The organism is Paenibacillus sp. FSL K6-1566, assembly GCF_038050475.1.
In the GTDB taxonomy this organism is placed as follows: domain Bacteria; phylum Bacillota; class Bacilli; order Paenibacillales; family Paenibacillaceae; genus Paenibacillus_AQ; species Paenibacillus_AQ lactis.
Genome location: NZ_JBBOSR010000001.1, coordinates 5844730 through 5868113, shown reverse-complemented (window position 1 = coordinate 5868113; position 23384 = coordinate 5844730). Strand labels below are relative to the sequence as shown.

The window sequence follows — 23384 nt, the reverse complement described above, 5'->3', positions numbered from 1 at the left end:
AGGCGGCGAATGGAGAGAGATTACGATGAAACAAACGACGAATGTTTATGATCAGCTTTCGGAGAAGGTGAAGGCGTTTGTCGATCGCCAGCATAAGGACTCCTGCCGGTTGATCGATGCTTGCCGCAATCCGCGCACAGGCCTTTATGGCGACGCATATTACAGTTTCGCGAGAAATCCGGAGGCCCGCTGCTCGGTCTCTGCGACCGGGGTCGGCTTGATCAGCCTGGTTGTTGCCGATTACGAGGGCTGGGACGACCAGGCGGTTGAGAAGGTCAAGCTTACGCTTAATGCCGTCCTCGGCCATGTGGAAGGCTGCAAGCCGGCTAGAGACGCCGCGACGGGCTTCTTCGCGCACTTCATCGACATGGAGACAGGCGCGAATCTGGGCTCCGAAATTTCGACGATCGATACATCGTTGCTGGTAGCGGGAGCCTTGTTCGCGGGGAAGCATTTTAAGGATAAAATGCCCGAAATCGACGAGATGGCTCATGAATTGTTAGAGCAAATCGACTGGCGTGTTGTTATCGCGGATAAGCATAGAGGCATCATCAACATGATCGTGAAGGACGGCCAAGGAATCGCCCCGCTCCCGGCTTACAACGAATATGTGCTGGTTGCCCACTTGGCGAAAATCGCCCAGCCGGAAGACCCGGACATCCAAGAGTTGTGGGATAACACATTTGCGGAACACAAGATTAATGAATTCCCTATGAAATATTACCGGGACATTCCGGTTATTACCGATACGAACACGAAGGATCCGAGCGATTTGAAGTTCTTGTCTTCGTTTGTGCACCAGTTCCCTTATTTCTTGGTTCCGGATTATGCGAAGAGCGAGATCTACAATCAGTACTATGAGAATGCATGCACGGCTGACCGGCTGAAGTGGAAAGAGCTTACCGATGTGCCTTCCTACGTATGGGGGTATGGAGCCGGCGCCAATGACGGTCTGTACAACACTTATCATGCGGATAAAATCGAGGATTCACCTGGCAACGTCGCTTCCGCCTACATTGTTGCCGGCTTCCTGCCGGTCTACCCTGCGGGCATCCACGACCTTTATGCGTTATATCGGCTGCACATTCCGTACGACACCTATTCCAATCCGAGGGATCGGGATGATGAAGTGAAATATAGAGCGGCTTACAAATACGGATTGCATCGTTACTCCTGGTGGCATCTGGAAGGAAGGGACCGCTGGTACCCCGAGAAAGTGACAGTGGTCGACTGGAGCTCCATGTTGTACGGCATGACGGCCTTTAAACGGGGGATGTCTTTCTTCACGGACCGGTTGAGATAACACCATCTATAAGAGAAGAGGTTGTTCATAAAGTCATTTTTTGATCACGAAGGGAGTCTAGAAGAGACTCGGCATCGAATCTCGTGAAAATCCGACTTTTTGAACACGCACTATAAGTAATTGTTGTCACCGTTTGTCGAAACGTTTCGCCGTTATCATCCGCTAGACCAATTCGAAATGAAAAAAGGCAGGGTTTGAAACGATGATTGAAATCAAAGACAAGCAAATCCTCATCGACGGCAAGCCGCAGATCATCATGTGCGGCGAAATTCACTATTACCGGCTTAAGCCGGAGGATTGGCAGGACCGCATCGACAAGCTGAAGGAAGCGGGCTGCAATGCGGTTGCCAGCTATGTACCGTGGCTCTGTCATGAGCCGGCGGAGGGGGAGTTCGATTTTGACGGTCATACGCACCCGGAGCTTAACCTCATCGGCTTTATCGATCTGTGCAAGGAGAACGAGCTGTACTTTTTCGTTAGACCGGGCCCGTTCATTATGGCGGAAATGAAAAACGAAGGTTTGCCTTACTGGGTGTATACAAAGTATCCGGAAATTATTCCGGTCGGCTGGGACGGAAACCCGGCGACGACGAAGACGGTCGACTACCTCGCCCCCGGATTCCTTGAGGCCAGCAAAAACTGGTATCGGGCGGTGATGGCGGTCGTGGCGCCCCGTCTCTACACGAACGGAGGCAATATTATCGCGGTGCAGCTGGACAATGAGATCGGCATGCTCGCTTGGGTCAGCAATTGTCCGGACCTTACGGACAGCGTGCTGAGCGATTTCGCCGCTTGGCTCAAGCAGCGGTATTCCGCGGAGCAGCTCTCGGCCCGTTATCCATTCTCCTTGGATGACGCCGAAGCGCGCAAGACCGGCATTCGCTCTCCGAAGGAAGGATACGCGCCGGAGCTGACGCACGACTTAGGCTACTATATGCGGAACCGAGCGGCCCGTTATGTTGCTATTCTTCGCTCTTATGCCGAGGAGTTCGGCGTCAAGGACGTTCCGTTCGTCGTTAACATTCACGGGACGGACGGGGGCCGCGGGTTCACGTTCCCGATCGGCATCAGCCAGCTGTATGAAGCATATACGCAGGCGCCGGGATATTTATCGGGCTCCGACATCTATTTCGGGGATCTGGACATGGTGACGTTCCAGGATCTTTATATCATCAACGGATTTATGGACGCGGTGCATACGCCGGACCAGCCGCTCACCTCCGTCGAATTCAACTGCGGCGACAGCAACTTCGGCGAAACGTACGGAGGACGCAACGATCCTTCGGCCGCCGATTTTAAAGCCCGGATGTGCATCGCGCAAGGGAACCGGCTTCTCAATTATTATTTGCTGACCGGCGGCTATAACTATCGGATGGATATGCCGACTAGCGACGGGAACGACCGAATCGCCTTTACCGGCGAACGCCACGGCTTTGCCGCTCCGATTAGTCCGGAAGGCGAGTACAATTATACGTTTCCGCGAATGGCGCGCACGAACAAGACGATATTGGCTGTCGGAGATAAGCTCGCGCGAATGAACGAGGAACGCGACGACGTCAGCTTCGCGTTCATTCCGGATTATTACATGACGGAATACCGTTATCCGGGCAGCGAGCGCGTGAAGGAAATCCTGCAAAATATCGAGGGGAACCGCGCGCACGGCGCTTGGGAGATCATGGGCCGGGCCATGCTGCTTGCCGGCTATCGGTTCGGCGCCACCGATATTCAAAATAAGCTGCTCGATCCTTCGGCCACCCCGGTACTCGCGCTGCCGTCTGCCCGTTACATGCACGGCCATATCCAGCGGAAGCTGGCCGACTACCTGCATGCGGGAGGAAAGCTGCTCGTGTACGGCGAGCTTCCGAGCTTTGATATGGAAGGCAAGCCGTGCACGATTTTGACGGAAGCGTTAGGGGTGAAGCCGCTTGGCTTGCTCCGCGATTCGGGCCATTTCTACCTGTCGATCGTGTCCGAAGGGTGGGCGGCCCCGCGGCCGGAAATGCGCGCATATGTCGCCCAGACGTTCGACGTCGGCGGCCAAACGCCGATTATGCGCGTGTACGGCAGCGGTGAAGTGACCGCGTTCGATGCGAAGGTCGGAGCGGGACGCGCGATCGTATTCGGCAATTCGTATCGGTGTGATATCGATTTGTTCCGGACAGCCTTGGAGCTTCTCGGCGCGAAAGCGGAACTGACGCATGATTGCAAATATCACGGCATCTTTATGACTTCTACGGCAACGAATGAAGGGGAACGATTCGTCCATGTGCTGAATTTGGACGGCTTCGATAAAGAGATCGGCATTCTGGAGAACGGCCAACCGCTGTTCGGCGGACGTAAGCTGCTGCTGCAAAGCAAAGACGGGGTTATGCTGCCGCTCAATGTGACCTTCGGCGAAGTGAAGATTGTGTATTCGACCGCGGAAATTGCCAAGGCGGAGAACGATCGCCTCGAATTCCGGCTGACCCAGCCTGAAGATATCATCGTGCTCGAGACGGACCGCGAAGTGATTCCGAACGAAAGCTTCACAGTCCGTAAGGACGACGGCAGAACATGGATCGTGTCGCGCCAGCACGCCAAAGTAAACGACAGCTTAACACTACATTTCGTGTCATAGGAGGGAACTACAACTTGATGCACACCGATTCAACGATCCATACGAAAGTGGAAGAGCTTCTATCCCAGATGACCCTTGCCGAAAAAATCGGGCAAATGTACCAGACCGACCCGGGAACCGTGCTGCGTTCCTACAATTCAAAAATCGAAGTCTCGACGCCGGTGACCGGTCCGGTATCCGAGCGTACACTCAGCAAGGAACTCATTTCGAATTTGGGCTCGATCCTGAGCGCGACCGATGCCGAAACGGCGTACGAAGTGCAGAAGGTGTTCCTTGAACATAATCGGCTGAAAATCCCGCTGCTCTTCATGTTCGATATTATTCACGGCTTCCGCACGGTGTTTCCGGTACCGCTCGGCCTTGCTTCCAGCTGGGAGCCGAAGCTTGCGGAGGATACCTCCAGGGTTGCCGCAGCGGAAGGCGCCGCCTCCGGCATTAACGTGACCTTCGCGCCGATGGCCGACCTCGTTCGCGATCCGAGATGGGGAAGGGTAATGGAAAGCCCCGGAGAAGACCCGTATTTGAACGGTCTAATGGCCGCAGCGATGGTAAGAGGCTTTCAAGGGGACGATCTGAAGGCGCTCGATACGGTTGCGGCATGCGTGAAGCATTTTGCGGCATACGGCGCGGCGGAGGGCGGACGGGATTACAACACCGTCGATATGTCGGAAGCTGCGCTCCGCAATTACTATTTGCCTGCTTACAAGGCGGGGCTCGACGCAGGCGCCGAATTGATCATGACGTCCTTTAACGTCTACGACGGGGTGCCTGCTACAACCAACTCCTTCCTGCTGAGAAAAGTGCTCAGAGAGGAGTGGGGCTTTGAGGGCGTCGTCATTTCCGACTACACCTCGCTTTGGGAAACGATCTTCCATATGAGCTCCAAAGACGGCGAAGACGCAGCGAAGCAGGGGCTGGAAGCGGGTCTTGACATCGAGATGATATCGACGGAATACATCAGCCACCTTGAGCAATTGGTTGAAAGGGGCGAGGTAGACGTTGCGCTGATCGATGAGGCGGTCAGACGCATCCTCACGTTGAAATTCAAGCTCGGTCTGTTCGACGATCCCTACCGTTATCTCAACATTGAGCGCGAAAAAAAGGGTCACCTGAAGCCTGAATATCGTCAGCTGGCGAGAGAGGCTGCCCAGAAATCGATGGTGCTGTTAAAGAACGACGGCGTTCTGCCCCTGAAAAAGGACATCAAGTCGGTGGCCGTTATCGGACCGTTCGCCGACAACGGCCGGATTTTGGGCGGTTGGAGCGGGCTCGGAAAACCGGAAGAGGCGGTTACCGTAAAACAAGGTCTTATCAATAAATTAGGAAATGACGTGAAAGTCACGGCTGCAGCCGGGTGCGATTACAGCTCGAATGACGTTTCCGGCTTCCAAGCCGCATTGGAAGCGGCCGCCTCGTCAGAGGTCGTCATTCTCGCTATGGGCGAAGAGGACCATATGAGCGGCGAAGCGGGCAGCCGAGCATACTTAACGTTGCCGGGCGTTCAGCCGAAGCTGGTAGAGGAGGTACTGAAGCTCGGCAAGCCTACCGTTCTTGTTCTCTTCAATGGGCGTCCGCTCGAGCTCAAGTGGTACCACGAGCACGTTCCCGCGATTCTGGAAGCGTGGTTCCCGGGAACGGAGGGAGGAAACGCGGTCGCCGACCTGCTGTTCGGGGACGCGAATCCTTCGGCGAAGCTGACGATGAGCTTTCCGTATACCGTCGGGCAAGTGCCGGTATACTACAACTGCTTGAACACCGGCAGACCGAAAGGGCATGAGGATAACGACTTCCGTTTCCTCTCCAAATATCTCGACATTCCGAATGCGCCGTTCTATCCGTTCGGTTACGGACTGAGCTACACCGAATATACGTATTCGGACGCCGCGCTGATCGGCGATACGTTAACGCCGGGCGGCAGCGTGAAGGCGATGGTGACGGTGCAGAATACCGGGGACTACGCCGGCGAAGAAATCGTACAAATGTACGTTCGCGATCTATGGGGCAGCACGTCCAGACCGCTGCTTGAGCTGAAGGGCTTTCATAAAATCCATCTTGCCCCGGGAGAGAAAGCGACGGTGGAGTTTGTAATCGAGCCGGAAATGCTCTCGTATTTCACCGCCAAGAAGCAGTATGAGGTGGAAGAAGGAGATTTCAAGGTATTCGTCGGCAAGAACGCTAGAGATTTGATCGAGTGCGGCACATTTACCTATACCTTATAAACTGAGAATTGGCGGGGCTGTCCCACAAGTCATCCATATGGCTTTGGGAGAGCCTCTGTTTTTTATTTTGCCATACAAAAGGCAGCCTCATCTTAGTAGAATGGAAGATGGAGTAACTATTCGATTAAACATTATAACGTTATATTCACGTATGCGATGATCTGTGCTATGCTATACCTATAAATTGTTTATCGCAAGGCTATTGGCGGATGGATGCCCCAAGAAAAAGCTGAAATTCTGCCAGGTGAAGGGGTGATGAGAATGAAGCAGCGTTTTGTGCTGCGGAATGTAAGAACGGTGCACGAGGAAGAACCCTTCGATATCGTGATTGAGAACGGGTTCATCACCGAGCTTGCCGCGGCCAACACGGCGGCGGGCGAGGACGGATTTGACGGTACGGGGCTGTATGTGTCCAGCGGATGGATTGATATGCATGTTCATGCGGTTGCCAAGCTGGAGCCCTACGGGGATGCCATCGACGAGATCGGCGTCAAGCAGGGCGTAGCCACGATCGTGGACGCAGGAAGCTGCGGAGCGGACGATATCGGCGATTTGGCCGCTGAGGTTGCCCGCTCGAAGACGAATGTGTTCGCGTTTCTGAACATCTCCCGCATCGGCCTGCAGCGGATCGATGAGCTGTCCAGGCTGGAGTGGATCGATCAGGGGAAGGCGGTCAAGGCGGCCCGTTCTTATCCCGATTTTATCGTGGGCCTGAAGGCACGGATCAGCCAAAGCGTTGTAAAGGACAACGGGGTAGAACCGCTTCGGCGTGCCCGGGAATTGTCAGGGCGCACATCGCTGCCGATTATGGTGCATATCGGTTCCGGGCCTCCACCGGTGAACGAGGTGCTGGACCTGCTTCAGGAAGGGGACATCGTCACCCATTATTTGAACGGCAAAAAGAATAATCTGTTCGATCCGGACGGCAAGCCGATTCCGTCCCTGGTCAAGGCCATCGAGCGAGGCGTTCATATGGATGTCGGCCATGGCACAGCGAGCTTCTCGTTCCAGGTAGCGGAATTCGCGAAAGACCATGGGATCGAGCCGGGAACGATCAGCTCCGATATTTACCGGGGGAACCGCATCAATGGCCCCGTATACAGCTTGGCAAGCGTGATGACCAAATTTTTATATCTCGGCTACAGTCTGCAGGAAGTCATCTCTGCCGTCACGGTCAAGGCGGCGGCTTGGCTGAAACGGCCGGAGCTCGGCCGAATTCATGTGGGCGATGCGGCCCACCTCACATTGTTTGCGGTTCGGCAGGGGCCGCAGAGCTTGACCGATTCCGAGGGAGAGACTCGCATTGCCGACCGTTATATCGAACCTAAAGGAGTGGTAGTCAATGGATCATTCACTGCATGCTAAATACGGACTCAAGCGAGTTGTCAATGCCAGCGGCCGCATGAGCATACTCGGAGTGTCGGCACCAACGGATACCGTCATGGAAGCCATGCGGATCGGCGGTCAGAGCTACGTCGAAATAGCGGACCTGGTAGACAAGGCAGGCGATTATATCGCCCGCATTCTCGGCTCCGAAGCCGCCGTCGTCGTGAACTCGGCATCAAGCGGCATCGCCTTGTCGGTAGCGGGCATCGTGACGGAGGGCCAGCGGAGACGGAGCGACAGACTCCATCAAGAGCCGATCGCGAAGAATGAGATCATCATGTTCAAAGGACATAACGTCCAGTACGGAGCACCTGTCGAAACGATGGTTTATCTGGGCGGCGGCAAGGTGGTCGAGGTCGGGTATGCCAATGAAGGACGCAAAGAGCATATCGAGGAAGCGATTAATGAGCGCACCGCGGCGATTTTGTATGTGAAGTCGCACCACTGCGTTCAGAAGAACATGATTTCCGTCGAGGAAGCGGCCGAAGTCGCCAGAGCCCATGGTATCCCGCTTATCGTCGATGCGGCGGCTGAGGAGGATATCCAGAAGTATGTGAAATACGGGGATCTGGCCATCTACAGCGGCTCCAAAGCAATCGAAGGCCCGACCTCCGGCATCGTCGGCGGCAAACGCCAATACGTCGAATGGGTCAAGGCGCAGCTTCATGGTATCGGACGAAGCATGAAGGTCGGCAAGGAGACAACGTTCGGCTTGCTTCAGGCACTTGATGAGTATATGGTGAAGGAAGATAAGAGCGCGCAGGAGAAGGCTGCGCTGGAGGAGCTTAAGACGCTGTCCAGCCTGCCGGGCATCGACGTGGCCATCGTGCAGGATGAGGCCGGCCGAGCGATCTTCCGCGGACGGGTCAAAGTGGATGAGCAGGCAGCGGGCATCAGCGCCAAGGCGATGAATGATCAGCTACGGGAAGGCGAGATCGCCGTATATACCCGGGACTACGGTGTACGTCAGGGATATTTCGATATTGATCCACGCTCGCTCGCCGGCGATGATCTGCAGGTCATCATAACAAGAATTCAGCAGATTGCAGGGGGAAAATAACATGTCGAACATGGAGAAACGATTATATAAAAACCGCACGGCATTGAATGTGCTGGCAGGCAGCATCCAGAATGCCAAAGACGTCTTTGAAGCAGCGGAAGGGCATGTCCTGGTCGGCGTGCTTTCGAAAAATTACCCGAGCGCGCAGGAAGCGGTCATTGCCATGAAGGAGTACGGCGCGGCGATTGAGGATGCCGTGTCGATCGGGCTAGGCGCAGGCGACAACCGCCAGGCGGCCGTCGTGGCGGAAATCGTGAAGAGCTACCCTGGAACTCACATCAATCAGGTGTTCCCGGCAGTCGGCGCGACGCGCGCCAATCTGAACGGTCAGGACGGCTGGATCAACAGCCTTGTTTCCCCGTCCGGCCAAGCAGGCTACGTTAATATTTCGACGGGGCCGGCGAGTGCGGCGGGTACGGACAAAGCGATCGTTCCCGTGAAGGCGGCGATTGCCCTGGTACGCGACATGGGCGGCAATGCGCTTAAATACTTCCCGATGCAAGGCTTGAAGCTGGAAGAGGAATACCGGGCAGTGGCCAAGGCGTGTGCGGAAGAGGATTTCGCCCTCGAGCCGACGGGCGGGATCGACAAAGACAATTTCGAAGCGATCGTCCGGATCGCGCTGGAAGCCGGTGTGAGCCAGGTGATCCCGCATGTATACTCCTCGATCATCGATTCGGCGAGCGGCGATACGATCGTCAGCGATGTGCAGGAGCTTCATCAGACGTTAAAAGCGTTGGTTGATCAATATGCCTAAGGTGATTGCGGCATTCGGCGAGGTCATGATGCGGCTGCAGGTGCCGGGCTATGCCTCCTTGGCGCAAGAGAGCAGCCTGAACTATTCCTTCTCGGGGACCGGCGTTAATATCGCTTCGGCCCTTGGAAGGCTTGGGCATGCCGGGTATTTGGTCAGCACGCTGCCGGATAACCCGCTCGGCGATGCGGCGATTGCGTACCTACGCAAGCTGGGAATCGATACCTCCTTCATTAGCCGCGGCGGCAAGTACGTCGGCATGTATTTTTTGGAGAATGGCTTTGGCGTTCGGCCCGGACGGGTCACTTATACGGACCGGCTGGGAAGCAGCTTTAATACGGCGGACCCTGCGATGTATGATTTTTCGGCGATTGCCCGCAGCATCGATGTGATCCACTTCTGCGGAATCACGCTATCCATGAACGAGAATGTCCGGGGCCAGATGAAGACCCTGGCGCGGGAAGTGAAGGCTAACGGCGGCACGGTGGTGTTCGATTGCAACTACCGGCCATCCCTGTGGGGCGCGGATGGCTATGCTTTTGCCAAGCCGCATTATGAGGAGATGCTGTCCCTTGCGGATATCGTCTTCATGAATGAGAAGGATGCGCTTTATATTCTCGGGATGGAAACGAAGCGGGAAGACCGGGCGGAGCAGCTCGGGGAGCTGATCCCGAAGGTAGCGGGGACGTACGGCATTTCCGCCCTTGCCGGCACCCACCGCCATATTAATGGAGACAATACCCATTCCCTGAAGGGATATTTATATAAGGATGGAATTTTTCATTTTTCGAGAACGTTGACCTTCTCAGTCTATGACCGGATCGGAGCGGGGGATGCTTATGCCAGCGGCGTGATCCATGGCCTGCTGCAGGGATACGATCCTGTACAGACCGTTGAATTCGCGGCAGCGGCAGCCATGCTGGCCCACACGGTACCTGGAGATACGCCGACAGCAGGAGAGCTTGACATTCTGCGAGCAATGGGTGATCATAGGTCGGATGTGGAAAGGTAAGGTGAACGAACGTATGTCGATCACGCGTAAGAACGGTCCGCTGTATCTTCAGATCAAGAAGATCATTAAGGACCGGATCCTGCATGGGGTGTATCCTTTGGGAACCCATATTCCTTCTGAGCCGCAGCTGGAGCAGGAATTCAACGTCAGCAAGATGACCGTGCGCAATGCGATTCAGGAGCTGCACCAGGAGGGCTATGTCGAGAAACGCAGCGGGGTAGGGACGATTGTAACCCGCAATACCTCGTTCTCGAAGCTTTCCAAGGGCAAGCTGTTTACCGAGATTTTGGTCGAGGAAGGGCATCAGATTCAGAAGCGCCATTTGAAGACCGAATGGGTGTTTCACGAGCCGGATAGCGAGATGTATGAAAAATTCGGCGAAAAATGCCTTCGCATCGAGCGGTTGTACCTGCTGGACGGGCAGCCCTACATTCACTATACGCATTATGTTTCGCCGCTTGTCGATATGGGAGGGGATTTCGGGCCTGGCGAGCTCCCTTCCCTTTATGACCGGATTGAAGAAAGCCAGATTACGCTGGAGAATTTCCGCGACCGTTTTCTGGCGGCCGTAGCGGATGAAGAGATGGCGGGTCTGCTTGGCGTCAGTCCGGGTACGCCGCTCCTCAAGCGGCTCAGATCCTCTTACGACGGTGCGGGGACGATTATTGAATACAGCATCGGTTATTACAATACAGAGCTTCAGCATTATTTAATCAGCTACGACGCGTAAAGACAGGGCGCAGCGGGAAGGCTCGAAAGGAATAAAGTCAGGGAAGAGCAGCCTTATGGCCGGGGATGAACTGTGACCCATAAGATGGACACTTTGAAAAAAGTGACTTCTTGTGGGTCATTTGTGTTTTAATCAAGGTATGTGACGAGGAGTGATACGAGAATGGGGAAGTTGAAACGGGTGCTCTTTACCGAGGAGCAAATGAGGAAGCTGGAGGAGAATCCAAACGTACACCATGTGACCGAGGCGGCCATTACATACACACCTGCATTCAAGCTGGAGGCGCTGAAAGCCTACAAGCAGGGGCAGACACCTTCAGAAATCTTTATTCGTGCCGGCTTCGACCTGGACGTTATTGGTCATAAGAAGCCCAAGGACAGCTTAAAACGGTGGCGTGAAACCTTCGAACTGTACGGTGAGGAAGGTTTGGCTACAGAGCGGCGCGGTAAGGGCAGTACAGGGCGCAAGCCAACTGGTCAGTTGTCAGCCGAAGAAGAATTGAAACGGGCTAAGGCCCAGATCAAACTGCTTGAAGCTCAAGTGGACATGCTAAAAAAGCTCGAAGCGCTCGATCGGCAGAAGAAGAAACGCTGACGCCCTCCGAGCGCTATGAGATCATAAATCGCACCATTCGGGCATATGGCCTGAAACGAATGACACGCTATCTATGCGAGCTCGTGGAAGTAAGTCCAAGCGGCTATTACAGGTGGCTGGGGACGGAAGAAGATCGTCAACTTCGTGCTGCCGCCGACGAGCAGGACATCCTTCTCATCAAGCAGCACTTTGACGCGCTCCGCGGCAAAGCAGGTGCGCTTGTGATTAAGATGCGGCTGGAACAGATAAGCGGCGTTGTCATGAACCACAAGAAGATTCGCCGGCTTATGAAAAAGGCAGGCTTGGTAGCCGTAATCCGTCAGGCGAACCCCTACCGCAAGATGGCTAAGGCAACTCAAGAGCACAAGACGTGTCCGAACCTGCTGGAGCGAAAGTTTGACCAAGGCGAACCTGAGAAAGTGTTTCTCACTGACATCACTTATTTGCGCTATGGAAGCGGACACTGGGCATACCTTTCCTGCGTGAAGGACGGGGCGACCAGGCAGATCCTTGCCGACAGCGTGGCAGCAACACTCGAGCTTCCAATTGTCGAGCGGACGCTACAGCGTCTTTTAGAGCGATTAGATGGAAACATTCATCCAGAAGCGATTCTGCACTCCGACCAAGGGATGCACTACACGCATCCTAAAACCCGTCTTCTCATTGCTAAGGCAGGATTTAAGCAGTCGATGTCGCGCAAAGGCAATTGCTGGGACAACGCCCCGATGGAATCATTCTTCGGTCACTTGAAAGACGACGTTGATTTTAGCGATTGCCAAACTATTGATGAAGTGAGGGTGCGAGTGAAGGAGTACATAAGCTACTACAACTCAGAACGATACCAGTGGACATTAAAAAAGATGACCCCCGATGAATTCAGAGGTCATCTGCTTGCTAGCTAAGCTCTAGGCGGTTTATTTCAAACTGTCCACAAATCGGGTCACAGTTCAGGAACCGGGATCAGGCTGCTTTTTTCTATAGCCTCGAGTGCGGGCGCGCGTTGTGGGGATTAAGGGCAGGCTTGGAAGGCGCTCGAAGAGGCAAAATTCCTGCGGGGCTGTGGCTATAAGGGTGAGAAAAAATGGGCAGACTACGAATAACAGACCGGCGCGAAAATTTTGTGGCCCCCCCTTGGCAAATTTTAAAGTTATGCTATAATGAGATTAAAGTCAAAGAAAGTCAAAGTCAACGGGCAGGGTTCGCTGATTTTGATTATGGTTAAAATTTAAAGGTATGACTCTGTGCGGACGTGTAAGATCACAATCCGTCTTATCGTTTCAAACAGTGGAGGATGAACAGACCATGCGTAATATCTCTGATATTATCGAACAATACCTCAAGAGCATTTTGCAGGAAAGCCCGGAGGGAACCGTTGAAATTCAACGGAACGATCTGGCGGAGCAGTTCTCCTGCGTTCCTTCCCAGATCAACTATGTCATCAGCACCAGATTTACGCTGGAGAAGGGCTTTCTCGTCGAGAGCAAGCGCGGAGGCGGCGGTTATATCCGCATCCAGCGGATCGAGCTTCCCCAGCATTCCGCACTCCACCAGCATCTGCATCATACGATCGGCAGCCGGATCGACCAGACGGTCGCGGAAGGGCTGATCTACCAGCTGGAGGAGTCAAGGTTCTTGAACAAACGAGAGGCCAGCTTGATGCGGGCCGCCATTTCGAGGGATTGCCTCAATGTGAAGCTTCCTTACCGGGATGAGCTCCGTGCGAGAATCATGAAGGCCATGCTTATTGCTTTGTTAGGTAAGTGAGTCTGTGTAAGGAGGGCATGGAGTATGATATGCCAGGAATGTGGTAAACGACCAGCGACATTGCATTTTACGAAAATCGTGAATGGCGAGAAGACCGAATTTCATTTTTGTGAATCTTGTGCCCGTGAAAAAGGGGAATTGATCCCCGGGACGTCGAATGGTTTTTCTATACACAGTTTGCTGTCAGGGCTCCTGGATCTGGATCCTTCCGGCAAGGGCCAGAATGCGGGAGCCAAGCCGGCGCAGACACTGCGCTGCGAGGAATGCGGCATGACGTATTCCCAATTCAGCAAGCTTGGCCGTTTCGGCTGCAGCTCGTGTTATAAATATTTCTCGGATCGCCTGGATCCGCTGTTCAAGCGAGTGCATGGCAATACGTCCCATGTCGGCAAGGTGCCGAAGCGGACCGGCGGTGTCATTCAGCTCAAGCGCAAGATTGAGGAGCTGAAGAAGGAGCTTCAGTTCCGGATCGTGCAGGAGGAGTTTGAAACGGCCGCCGAGATTCGGGACCGGATCCGCGAGCTTGAGCGAAATATCGCCCAAGGATGAGGAACTTATGATGATGCACTTTTAGCTAGGAGGAATGCGTGATGTCTAATCACCGGTTTACCGATACGGCGCTGAGCGAATGGATGCGCGGGAATGGTCAGGATTCCGACATTGTCATCAGCACCCGTGTCAGGGTGGCGCGCAATCTGCAGCAGCTTCCTTTCCCGCTGCTGGCGACGAATCAGCAGTCGAGCGAAGTGCTAGAGCGCCTGATCAGCGTCATCAAGGATAGGGAGCGGCTGAACGATTTCGGGGAGCTGCATGTTATCAAATTGAGCGATATTGACGATTTGGATAAACGGGTGCTTGTCGAGAAGCATCTGATCAGTCCCAATCTGGCCAATGAATCCCGAAACGGCGCTGTCATTTTGACAGAGGACGAATCCGTCAGCATCATGATCAATGAAGAGGATCATCTACGCATACAGTGTTTATATCCGGGCTTTCAGGTTAGAGAAGCTTGGGAGCGGGCGACGGCGCTGGACGATATTTTCGAAGCGCATGTCGATTATGCCTTTGATGACAAGCGGGGATACCTGACCAGCTGTCCGACGAACGTCGGAACCGGCCTCCGTGCCTCGGTTATGATGCATCTGCCGGCGCTGGTGATGACCCAGCAGATCAACCGGATTCTCTCGGCCGTGTCTCAGGTGGGCTTGACCGTTCGGGGCATTTACGGCGAGGGCAGCGAAGCTGTGGGCAATCTGTTCCAGATCTCCAACCAGATTACGCTTGGCCAGACCGAAGCCGAGATTATTGAAAATCTTCACAGTGTCGCCCTGCAGATCATTGAGCATGAGAAGAACGCCAGACAGCGTCTTCTTAATGAATCCAAGCTGCGGATCACGGACCGGGTGATGCGCTCCTATGGCATACTGTCCTACGCGGCGGTTATGGATTCCAAGGAAGCGGCGCAGCGGCTGTCCGATGTCCGTCTCGGTGTGGATCTGGGATTGCTCGAAGGTCCGGCCAGCTCGGTGATGAATGAGCTTAATGTGAAGACGCAGCCGGGCTTCCTGCAAAAGACGTTCGGGGAGAGCATGAATCCTTCGGAACGCGATATGTACAGAGCCAAGCTCATCAGGGAAACGCTGGCTGCGAAGCCGTAGATGAACTTTTGATTAAGAGACAGGAATCTAGAGCTTTCAGGAAGAATATTTCTTGACCCGGGATAAAAATGCCAGGGTTCGGTTAATGGAATATAACCGTTGTTTCTTTTAATAGGCGAATCGGGCAGCATCGCGACCCTTCGGGGCGGCGATACACCGAAATTCGTGAGGGTAAATATACATGAAACGTGGAGGTGCAATATTATGATGTTTGGCAGATTTACGGAACGTGCTCAGAAGGTGCTTGCATTGGCTCAAGAAGAAGCCGTGCGTCTGGGACATAACAATATCGGAACAGAGCATATTTTACTCGGACTCATCCGCGAAGGAGACGGCATTGCGGCTAAAGCGCTGATCGGCCTCGGGCTTGGTCTTGAGAAAATCCAAGACGAAGTAGAGACCTTGATCGGACGCGGCCAAGAGCAGCCAACCAATATTGCCTACACGCCGCGGGCGAAGAAGGTTATTGAGCTTTCCATGGATGAAGCCCGCAAGCTGGGGCACACCTACGTTGGAACAGAACATATTTTGCTTGGATTGATTCGCGAGGGCGAAGGCGTGGCAGCACGCGTGCTGAACAATCTGGGCATCAGCCTGAACAAGGCGCGCCAGCAGGTGCTGCAGCTGCTCGGCAGCAGCGAGGCGGTATCGAGCCACCACGGCACGCCGCAAAACGCAAGCACGCCTACGCTGGACAGCTTGGCCCGCGATTTGACCGCGATTGCCAAGGAAGGCAACCTGGATCCGGTCATCGGCCGAAGCAAAGAGATTGAGCGCGTCATTCAGGTGCTGAGCCGCCGCACGAAGAACAACCCGGTTTTGATTGGGGAACCAGGGGTCGGTAAGACGGCCATCGCCGAGGGCTTGGCTCAGCGCATTATCAATAATGAAATTCCGGAAACGCTCCGCGATAAGCGGGTCATGACCCTCGACATGGGCTCGGTCGTGGCCGGCACGAAATACCGCGGCGAGTTTGAAGACCGGCTGAAGAAGATTATGGATGAGATCCGCCAAGCGGGCAACATCATCCTGTTCATCGACGAGCTGCATACGCTGATCGGTGCAGGCGGTGCGGAAGGCGCGATCGACGCTTCCAACATTCTGAAGCCGTCTCTGGCGCGCGGCGAGCTGCAGTGCATCGGGGCGACGACGCTGGATGAATACCGCAAATATATTGAGAAGGATGCTGCCCTTGAACGGCGCTTCCAGCCAATCACGGTGGATCAGCCTTCTCCGGAGGAAGCGATTCAGATCCTCTACGGGCTGCGTGACAGATATGAAGCGCATCACCGCGTGAAGATTACGGATGAGGCGATCGAGCAAGCCGTGAAGCTGTCCGATCGTTACATTACGGACCGGTTCCTGCCGGATAAGGCCATCGACCTGATCGACGAGGCGGGCTCCAAGGTACGCTTGAATACGTACACGATTCCGCCGAATCTGAAAGACCAGGAAGCGCATCTGGAAGACATCCGCAAGGAGAAGGATGCCGCTGTGCAAAGCCAGGAATTCGAGAAGGCCGCTGCACTTCGCGATACCGAGCAGAAGCTGCGCGAAGAGCTCGAAATTACGAAGAATCAGTGGAAGGAAAAGCAGGGCCGCACCGATTCCGAGGTTACGCCTGAGGATATCGCCGATGTCGTGGCGAACTGGACCGGAATTCCGGTGAATAAGCTGAAGGAAGAAGAGACGGAGCGCCTGCTCAATCTCGAAGAGATTCTGCACAGCCGCGTCATCGGTCAGGAAGAAGCCGTTAAGGCTGTCAGCCGTGCGGTACGCCGTGCACGCGCAGGTCTGAAAGATCCGAAGCGTCCGATGGGCTCCTTCATCTTCCTTGGACCTACAGGCGTTGGTAAAACCGAGCTTGCACGCGCGCTTGCCGAAGCGATGTTCGGCGATGAGAATGCGGTCGTTCGGATCGACATGTCCGAGTACATGGAGAAGCATTCCACGGCACGTCTGGTCGGAGCGCCTCCGGGATACGTGGGCTACGAGGAAGGCGGCCAACTGACCGAGAAGGTTCGCCGCAAGCCATACTCCGTCGTCCTGCTGGATGAGATCGAGAAGGCGCATCCTGAAGTGTTCAACATTCTGCTCCAGGTGCTGGAGGACGGACGCTTGACCGATTCCAAGGGCCGCGTCGTCGACTTCCGCAACACGCTGATCATCCTCACGTCGAACGTCGGCGCCGAGGCGATCAAGCGCAATTCGACGCTCGGCTTCACCGCCGTGACCGATGCGGGCCGCGATTATAACAATATGAAGACGAAAGTGATGGATGAGCTGAAGAAGAGCTTCCGTCCGGAGTTCCTGAACCGGATCGATGAGATCATCGTGTTCCACTCGCTCGAAGAGAAGCATATCGCCGAGATCGTGACCTTGATGTCCGACGAGCTGCGCAAGCGGCTGCGCGAATTCGACGTGGAATTCGAGCTTACCGATCAGGCGAAGGCGTTCATCGCGAAAGAAGGCTACGACCCTGCCTTCGGTGCCCGTCCATTGCGCCGGGCCATCCAGAAGCATATCGAGGACCGTCTTTCCGAGGAACTGCTGAAGGGCAATGTCAAGAAAGGCGATGCCCTCATCATCGACGAGGAGAACGGCGAGCTGTCCGTCCGCAAGAAGGATAGCGTTGCTGCCGCATCGTCCGAGACCGAATAAGCGTAGATTCCCCCCCTGCTGGATTATTTCCAGCGGGGGTTTTTGATTTTAGGGTACCAACCTAGCGGAGAGGATGGAATCGTTCCGAAGAAGCGACAGCGCTCGCCTTTAAAAACCGGGAAGCCACCACGATAATCCATTCCAGTTCCCCTTGTTTAACAGCGATCGTAAGAATGATCAGGCAGCGAAGCGGACACACCGCTTGTTCGTAAATGATCATTAAACAAATGCCGATTCTCCTTCGGCTCTTTAAATTTTAGACAAATCCATCCCATCCTGTGTAAAGTTGTGCAATTTGCCTTTACGGTCAATTAGAAGAAATGGTAAACTTTGATTAATGCCTGATTTTGCAGGGTTTTACGGATTCCGACAAAGGAAAAGGCAACATAAAGGAGACTTCCATGGCCAAAACTAAGACGAAATTTTTCTGTACCGAATGCGGCTATGAAGCGCCGAAATGGTTCGGGAAATGTCCGGGCTGTCAATCATGGAATTCCATGGTAGAGGAGACCGAGACGGTAATCAAGACGCAGGGGATGAATTCCCCTCTTTTTCATAGTAAAGAAAAGCCCCTTTCCATCATAAATATAGAGAGCGGAAAGGAACCGAGAATCCAGACGGGGATTGCGGAATTGAACCGTGTGCTCGGCGGCGGGCTCGTTCCCGGATCGCTCGTGCTGGTTGGAGGAGACCCCGGCATCGGGAAATCGACGCTGCTGCTGCAAGCCTCGAACCGTTTGGCGCAAAGCGGCATCCGCGTCCTGTATATATCGGGTGAGGAATCGGTTCGGCAAACGAAGCTTCGGGCCGACCGGCTCGGCGCGCTGTCGCCGGAGCTGTTCGTCCTCTGCGAAACGAACCTGGAATCGATCGAGGAAGCGGTGGAGAGCGTTCAGCCGGGTTTTGTCGTGATCGACTCCATTCAAACGGTATACCTGCCGGAGGTCACGAGTGCGCCGGGAAGCGTATCCCAGGTTCGGGAATGCACCTCCCGATTCATGCGTCTGGCGAAGGTGAAGGGCATTGCCACGGTGCTGGTCGGCCACGTGACCAAGGAAGGGGCCATTGCAGGGCCGCGGATGCTGGAGCATATGGTGGATTGCGTGCTTTACTTTGAAGGAGAGCGGCATCATACGTACCGCCTGCTGCGTGCGGTCAAGAACCGCTTCGGTTCGACAAATGAGATCGGCATATTTGAAATGGGAGAGGACGGTCTGCGTGAAGTGGGTAACCCGTCCGAGCTGTTCCTCTCCGAGCGTCCGCTAGGCGTAGCCGGGTCGACCGTCGTTGCCAGCATGGAGGGAACGCGTCCTGTGCTCGTGGAGCTTCAGGCGCTTATATCCACGACGCATTTTCCGTCACCGAGACGGATGGGCACAGGCGTCGACCATCATCGCATGAACCTGATTATCGCCGTGCTGGAGAAACGGATGGGCATGTTCCTGCAGACGCAGGACGCCTATTTGAATGTGGCCGGCGGCGTCAAGCTGGATGAGCCTGCCGTCGATTTGGCGATCGCTGTCAGCATCGCATCCAGCTTTCGCGATATTCCGACCAAGCCGTATGATGTTATCTTCGGCGAGGTCGGGCTGACCGGCGAGGTTCGCGCCGTTTCCCGGGCGGAGCAAAGGGTGAAGGAAGCCGAGAAGCTCGGCTTCAAACGCGTGATTTTACCAGAGAAGAGCTTGAAGGGGTGGAAGCACCCCAAAGGAATTGAAATTATCGGAGTTAATACCGTTGCAGATGCATTAGCGGTTGCGTTAGATTAGGGGGCATACGAAGGTGAAGGAAACGAGCCAACTGGACAAAATGAATGATTTGCTAAAGCTGGTAGCACCGGGAACGCCGTTTCGCGACGGATTGGAGAACGTGCTGCGGGCGAAGACGGGCGCGCTGATCGTTGTGGGCTACAGCCCCGAGGTGATGGAGGTTGTCGACGGGGGCTTCTCCATCAACTGCGATTTCTCGCCGAACTATTTGTATGAGCTTGCCAAGATGGACGGCGCCATCATCTTGAGCGAAGACTTGAAACGGATACTATATGCCAACACCCAGCTCATCCCCGACTCATCCATTTCTTCCATTGAGACAGGGATACGTCACCGGACGGCGGAGCGGGTGGCGAAGCAGACGGGCAAGCTGGTGGTGTCCATCTCGCAGCGCCGGAATATCATTACATTGTATCAAGGCTCGCTGCGGTATGCGTTAAAGGAAATCGGCGTTATTTTGACCAAAGCCAACCAAGCGATTCAGACGCTGGAGCGGTACAGAGCCGTGCTCAACCAGTCGCTGACCAACCTGTCCGCCTCGGAATTCGAGGAGCTGGTTACGATCCCCGAAGTGGTCAACGTCATCCAGCGCGTAGAGATGGTGCTGCGCATCAAGAAGGAAATCAAGCGATATATTAACGAGCTTGGCAATGAAGGCCGGCTGATCAGCATGCAGATGGATGAGCTGGTAAGCAATATGGAGGAGGAAGCATGGCTCTTGTACGCGGATTATGCGCGCGAATACAGCGAAGAGAAGATCCGCGAGATCATTCTGGCGCTTAAACGTTCGACCGATGAAGAGCTCCTGGACATTCACCATATCGTCAGACTTCTCGGCTATCCAGCTTCCGCCGCCGCTTCCGAAGAAGAGATTCTGCCGCGCGGATACCGGATCCTGAACAAGATCCCGCGTCTGCCGAATGTCATCATCCGTAACCTAGTCGACCGGTTCCAGGATCTGTCCAGCATCATGTCCGCCTCGATCCACGAATTGGACGAAGTCGACGGCATCGGCGAGGTACGGGCACGGAACATCAAGGAAGGATTGAAGAGGCTGCAGGAGCAAGTGTTCATTGACAGACAGATTTAAAAGGCCTACAATCGAACAATCGGTGTTTGGAACGTTCAATTATACGAGGTGAATATAAAATGACGAAATCAATTCCGAACATGTTTACTTTAGGTAATCTGTTTCTCGGAATGATTGGCATCATCTTGGCGACAGAAGGCCGAACAAGTATGGCGGCCATTATGATTATCATCGCCATGCTTCTCGACGGTCTGGACGGCCGGGTGGCCCGGGCGCTGAATGCACAGAGCGAATTCGGCAAGGAACTGGATTCCTTATCGGATGTGATCTCATTTGGTGTAGCACCTGCACTTATTATGTATACAGTTGCTTTTACAGATATCAATTCAGCCTTGGCCTGGACCGTGACCGCGATCTTTCCGATGTGCGGAGCGCTTCGGCTTGCGAGATTCAACGTCCGTCCGGGAATACCGGGATACTTTATCGGCCTGCCGATCCCCGCTGCAGGCGGCGTGCTTGCTACGCTGGCGCTGTTCCATGAAGAGATTACGGCACCTTATATGATTTTTGGCATGTTGCTTCTTTCTTATCTCATGGTCAGTGCCGTCAAGTACCCGAACTTCAAGAAGATCGGCATTCCGAAAACGGCGATCAAATTCACGCCATTGGTCATTATCGGTGCCGTTATGGTGGCCGTGTTCTTTCCGGAGCAGACCTCCATGCTGATCTTTGTCCCGCTCGTGCTGTATGCCGGGTACGGCCTTCAGCAAAATTTCCGCAGACTGACGCGGAGAAAGCGCCGCAAGGATGACAGCCAATCGGATGAAGCCTATCGCTCCTCGGACCGGTAGGTCCGCTATGGCTTCATTAACTTCATTTGCAATCCAAACCGCGCGGGGTATGAAACGTTGGTGCCCGCGCACATTAAATAAAAAGCATTTATTTCCCTGCTCCTTGCAGAGAGATAAATGCTTTTTTGTGTTTATTTTGGAATACCCTAAATACCTGCAATCACTTATCCGGAACATGGCAGCTTTAGGACAGATTGAACAGACCCAGCGTCGAGCATTTCTGCGACTCCTTCACCACCACGTCATCCAGCTGAATATCGAGCAGATTGGCAAGGGCCGACATATAAAAAAGGTTGCGGCCAAGCTCGGAGCTAACCGCTTCGCGGCAGTTCTCGCACAGATGGCCCTGGACATGGGTGCCCACTAATTCCCGGGCGGATTCGAGATCAGCGTTGATATCGAAGGTTTGCTTCGTGGCATGGAGCTCGATGCATCCGCATTCTGTGATGGCTTTGGTAACGGCACGGTTGACTGATGCATTGCTTTGACCATTTTTCGACAGAACATCCAATAGACTGCGGTGACGGAGCAACAATTCGGAAACTTGATCCTGAAAGGCCTGTAAACTAGGAGCGCTCATTTATACATCCACCTCGATATTATGAATTGAGTTCATTATATTCCACTACTTCGGCCAATTTCAACCAGTTTCAGGCGTTTAGAGGGATTCGATTCCAGATTGCGGCCCACGCTGCGGGCCTGGAAATCGCGTGAGTTTCAACAGGGGGAAGGCGTGCGGTATGGGGATCCTGATAAAAAATATGCCCCGTAACGATTAGGTCGGCTGAAATTGGAGCATACTGGAAAATAGAAATAACCATAATTCAGTTTACAATAAGGAGGTGTGCGAAAGCTCATGTTAAAAAAAGCTATTTTAGCATTTACGGTATTATGCGGAGCATGGAGCGGCTATACGTTATATCATACAATCGAACGGTCATTTCCCGAGCTCTCGCCGATGTTTGGTCAAGGCGTGTTTGCGGCGGGGAGCGGTGCCTTCGCGCTGCTGGGAGGTTTATTATTCGGCATGATTGGCGTGCTGTCGGCGGAACGGGTGACCCGAAGCCTGCACAGCCTGATCTCTTCGTTCTCACGCATTCCGATGAATGATCTGGCAGCCGGAACAGCCGGGCTATTAGGCGGTCTTCTGTTATCCTTGCTTCTCTCGCCGGGATTATCCTTGTTAGGACAAGTCGGGCAGCTGCTGCAGGTGGGGATTACCGTGCTGGGCGGGTATCTCGGGCTTCGGATCGGACTGGAGAAGAAGGAAGAACTGGCTTCCTTGTGGATGTCGGGACGATGGAGCCAGGCGGCCGAGCCGGAAAGCCGGCGCGTCGAAGAGCATAAAATTCTGGATACCAGCGTCATTATCGACGGAAGAATTGCCGATATTTGCAAAACCGGGTTCATCGAAGGAACGATTGTCATTCCCGAGTTTGTACTGGAGGAGCTGCAGCACATTGCCGATTCGTCGGATTTGCTCAAGCGCAATCGCGGGCGCCGCGGACTTGATATTTTGAATAAAATCCAGAAAGAGCTGGATGTAAAGGTACTCATCTATGAAGGGGACTTCGAAGAAATCTCCGAGGTGGACAGCAAGCTCGTGAAGCTCGCTAAAGTGCTGCAGGGCAAGGTGGTCACGAACGATTTCAATTTGAACAAGGTATGCGAGCTGCAAGGCGTATCGGTGCTGAACATCAATGATTTGGCCAATGCGGTCAAGCCGGTCGTTCTGCCGGGCGAAGAAATCCTCGTGCAGATTATCAAGGACGGCAAGGAGCATGGCCAAGGCGTCGCCTATTTGGATGACGGCACGATGATCGTCGTTGAAGGCGGGCGCGAATATATCGGCACGATGATGGAAGTGCTCGTCACGAGCGTATTGCAAACCTCGGCGGGCCGGATGATCTTCGCCAAACCGAAACTGTTGGAAAAAGCCCAGTAAACGGAGTATGATGGGGATATACATATCCGCC

Annotated in this window: 19 protein-coding genes; 18 read left to right on the top strand and 1 reads right to left on the bottom strand. The window is 54.2% G+C overall.

The window, feature by feature from the left end; translation table 11 throughout:
* Positions 1 to 25: 25 nt before the first annotated feature.
* The 17 genes from NST08_RS26495 to pssA all read left to right on the top strand — a co-directional run bounded on the left by NST08_RS26495 (position 26) and on the right by pssA (position 21408).
* A complete protein-coding gene (locus tag NST08_RS26495; protein WP_341342439.1) occupies positions 26 to 1303 on the top strand; it encodes a hypothetical protein in 1278 nt (425 codons plus the stop codon).
* Positions 1304 to 1505: 202 nt separating this feature from the next.
* Complete coding sequence (locus tag NST08_RS26490) at positions 1506 to 3920, top strand: beta-galactosidase (RefSeq protein WP_341342438.1); 2415 nt, start codon at positions 1506 to 1508, stop codon at positions 3918 to 3920.
* Between the two features lie 17 nt (positions 3921 to 3937).
* Positions 3938 to 6139: a beta-glucosidase BglX gene (gene bglX / locus NST08_RS26485; protein ID WP_341342656.1), complete on the top strand. Its 2202-nt coding sequence runs from the start codon at positions 3938 to 3940 to the stop codon at positions 6137 to 6139.
* A 261-nt stretch (positions 6140 to 6400) separates the two neighbouring features.
* A complete protein-coding gene (locus tag NST08_RS26480) occupies positions 6401 to 7504 on the top strand; it encodes an amidohydrolase/deacetylase family metallohydrolase (protein WP_040740236.1) in 1104 nt (367 codons plus the stop codon).
* Complete coding sequence (locus tag NST08_RS26475) at positions 7482 to 8585, top strand: DgaE family pyridoxal phosphate-dependent ammonia lyase (RefSeq protein WP_007132603.1); 1104 nt, start codon at positions 7482 to 7484, stop codon at positions 8583 to 8585. Before NST08_RS26480 ends, NST08_RS26475 begins: the two co-directional genes overlap by 23 nt.
* A 1-nt stretch (position 8586) precedes the next feature.
* A complete protein-coding gene (gene dagF / locus NST08_RS26470) occupies positions 8587 to 9342 on the top strand; it encodes a 2-dehydro-3-deoxy-phosphogluconate aldolase (RefSeq protein ID WP_340898805.1) in 756 nt (251 codons plus the stop codon).
* Positions 9335 to 10351 carry a sugar kinase gene (locus NST08_RS26465; RefSeq protein WP_340898807.1) on the top strand — a complete coding sequence of 339 codons (1017 nt, stop codon included), beginning with the start codon at positions 9335 to 9337 and terminating at the stop codon, positions 10349 to 10351. The genes dagF and NST08_RS26465 overlap by 8 nt, the downstream gene beginning before the upstream one ends.
* A gap of 13 nt (positions 10352 to 10364) precedes the next feature.
* Entirely contained in the window at positions 10365 to 11081 is a 717-nt protein-coding gene (locus tag NST08_RS26460; protein ID WP_040740231.1) for a GntR family transcriptional regulator, read from the top strand.
* Between the two features lie 162 nt (positions 11082 to 11243).
* Positions 11244 to 11675, top strand: a complete 432-nt coding sequence (locus NST08_RS26455) for an HTH domain-containing protein (RefSeq protein WP_007127449.1) — start codon at positions 11244 to 11246, stop codon at positions 11673 to 11675.
* Complete coding sequence (locus NST08_RS26450; RefSeq protein WP_341035036.1) at positions 11672 to 12577, top strand: IS3 family transposase; 906 nt, start codon at positions 11672 to 11674, stop codon at positions 12575 to 12577. The genes NST08_RS26455 and NST08_RS26450 overlap by 4 nt, the downstream gene beginning before the upstream one ends.
* A 400-nt stretch (positions 12578 to 12977) precedes the next feature.
* Complete coding sequence (locus tag NST08_RS26445; protein ID WP_007132599.1) at positions 12978 to 13439, top strand: CtsR family transcriptional regulator; 462 nt, start codon at positions 12978 to 12980, stop codon at positions 13437 to 13439.
* A gap of 24 nt (positions 13440 to 13463) precedes the next feature.
* A complete protein-coding gene (locus NST08_RS26440) occupies positions 13464 to 13988 on the top strand; it encodes a UvrB/UvrC motif-containing protein (protein ID WP_007132598.1) in 525 nt (174 codons plus the stop codon).
* Positions 13989 to 14029: 41 nt separating this feature from the next.
* Entirely contained in the window at positions 14030 to 15097 is a 1068-nt protein-coding gene (locus NST08_RS26435; RefSeq protein WP_144873031.1) for a protein arginine kinase, read from the top strand.
* A gap of 204 nt (positions 15098 to 15301) precedes the next feature.
* Positions 15302 to 17758, top strand: a complete 2457-nt coding sequence (gene clpC, locus NST08_RS26430) for an ATP-dependent protease ATP-binding subunit ClpC (RefSeq protein ID WP_341342437.1) — start codon at positions 15302 to 15304, stop codon at positions 17756 to 17758.
* Positions 17759 to 18159: 401 nt separating this feature from the next.
* Positions 18160 to 19527 carry a DNA repair protein RadA gene (gene radA / locus NST08_RS26425; protein WP_007132595.1) on the top strand — a complete coding sequence of 456 codons (1368 nt, stop codon included), beginning with the start codon at positions 18160 to 18162 and terminating at the stop codon, positions 19525 to 19527.
* 13 nt (positions 19528 to 19540) lie between these two features.
* Positions 19541 to 20617 carry a DNA integrity scanning diadenylate cyclase DisA gene (gene disA, locus NST08_RS26420; protein ID WP_007132594.1) on the top strand — a complete coding sequence of 359 codons (1077 nt, stop codon included), beginning with the start codon at positions 19541 to 19543 and terminating at the stop codon, positions 20615 to 20617.
* Between the two features lie 59 nt (positions 20618 to 20676).
* Positions 20677 to 21408, top strand: a complete 732-nt coding sequence (pssA, locus tag NST08_RS26415) for a CDP-diacylglycerol--serine O-phosphatidyltransferase (RefSeq protein ID WP_007132593.1) — start codon at positions 20677 to 20679, stop codon at positions 21406 to 21408.
* 184 nt (positions 21409 to 21592) lie between these two features.
* On the opposite strand, the gene NST08_RS26410 is transcribed toward pssA, so the two are convergent.
* Positions 21593 to 21988, bottom strand: coding sequence for a hypothetical protein (locus tag NST08_RS26410; protein WP_007132592.1), 396 nt, complete (start codon positions 21986 to 21988; stop codon positions 21593 to 21595).
* Positions 21989 to 22264: 276 nt separating this feature from the next.
* Here NST08_RS26410 and NST08_RS26405 point away from each other — a divergent pair, with 276 nt between their 5' ends.
* Complete coding sequence (locus NST08_RS26405; RefSeq protein ID WP_007132591.1) at positions 22265 to 23353, top strand: PIN/TRAM domain-containing protein; 1089 nt, start codon at positions 22265 to 22267, stop codon at positions 23351 to 23353.
* Positions 23354 to 23384 lie beyond the last annotated feature (31 nt).

Bases quoted from the DNA above. Each gene is read 5' to 3' on its own strand.
- NST08_RS26495 (WP_341342439.1), top strand. From the start codon at position 26: ATGAAACAAACGACGAATGTTTATGATCAGCTTTCGGAGAAGGTGAAG.
- NST08_RS26490 (WP_341342438.1), top strand. From the start codon at position 1,506: ATGATTGAAATCAAAGACAAGCAAATCCTCATCGACGGCAAGCCGCAG.
- bglX (WP_341342656.1), top strand. From the start codon at position 3,938: ATGCACACCGATTCAACGATCCATACGAAAGTGGAAGAGCTTCTATCC.
- NST08_RS26480 (WP_040740236.1), top strand. From the start codon at position 6,401: ATGAAGCAGCGTTTTGTGCTGCGGAATGTAAGAACGGTGCACGAGGAA.
- NST08_RS26475 (WP_007132603.1), top strand. From the start codon at position 7,482: ATGGATCATTCACTGCATGCTAAATACGGACTCAAGCGAGTTGTCAAT.
- dagF (WP_340898805.1), top strand. From the start codon at position 8,587: ATGTCGAACATGGAGAAACGATTATATAAAAACCGCACGGCATTGAAT.
- NST08_RS26465 (WP_340898807.1), top strand. From the start codon at position 9,335: ATGCCTAAGGTGATTGCGGCATTCGGCGAGGTCATGATGCGGCTGCAG.
- NST08_RS26460 (WP_040740231.1), top strand. From the start codon at position 10,365: ATGTCGATCACGCGTAAGAACGGTCCGCTGTATCTTCAGATCAAGAAG.
- NST08_RS26455 (WP_007127449.1), top strand. From the start codon at position 11,244: ATGGGGAAGTTGAAACGGGTGCTCTTTACCGAGGAGCAAATGAGGAAG.
- NST08_RS26445 (WP_007132599.1), top strand. From the start codon at position 12,978: ATGCGTAATATCTCTGATATTATCGAACAATACCTCAAGAGCATTTTG.
- NST08_RS26440 (WP_007132598.1), top strand. From the start codon at position 13,464: ATGATATGCCAGGAATGTGGTAAACGACCAGCGACATTGCATTTTACG.
- NST08_RS26435 (WP_144873031.1), top strand. From the start codon at position 14,030: ATGTCTAATCACCGGTTTACCGATACGGCGCTGAGCGAATGGATGCGC.
- clpC (WP_341342437.1), top strand. From the start codon at position 15,302: ATGATGTTTGGCAGATTTACGGAACGTGCTCAGAAGGTGCTTGCATTG.
- radA (WP_007132595.1), top strand. From the start codon at position 18,160: ATGGCCAAAACTAAGACGAAATTTTTCTGTACCGAATGCGGCTATGAA.
- pssA (WP_007132593.1), top strand. From the start codon at position 20,677: ATGACGAAATCAATTCCGAACATGTTTACTTTAGGTAATCTGTTTCTC.
- NST08_RS26410 (WP_007132592.1), bottom strand. From the start codon at position 21,988: ATGAGCGCTCCTAGTTTACAGGCCTTTCAGGATCAAGTTTCCGAATTG.
- NST08_RS26405 (WP_007132591.1), top strand. From the start codon at position 22,265: ATGTTAAAAAAAGCTATTTTAGCATTTACGGTATTATGCGGAGCATGG.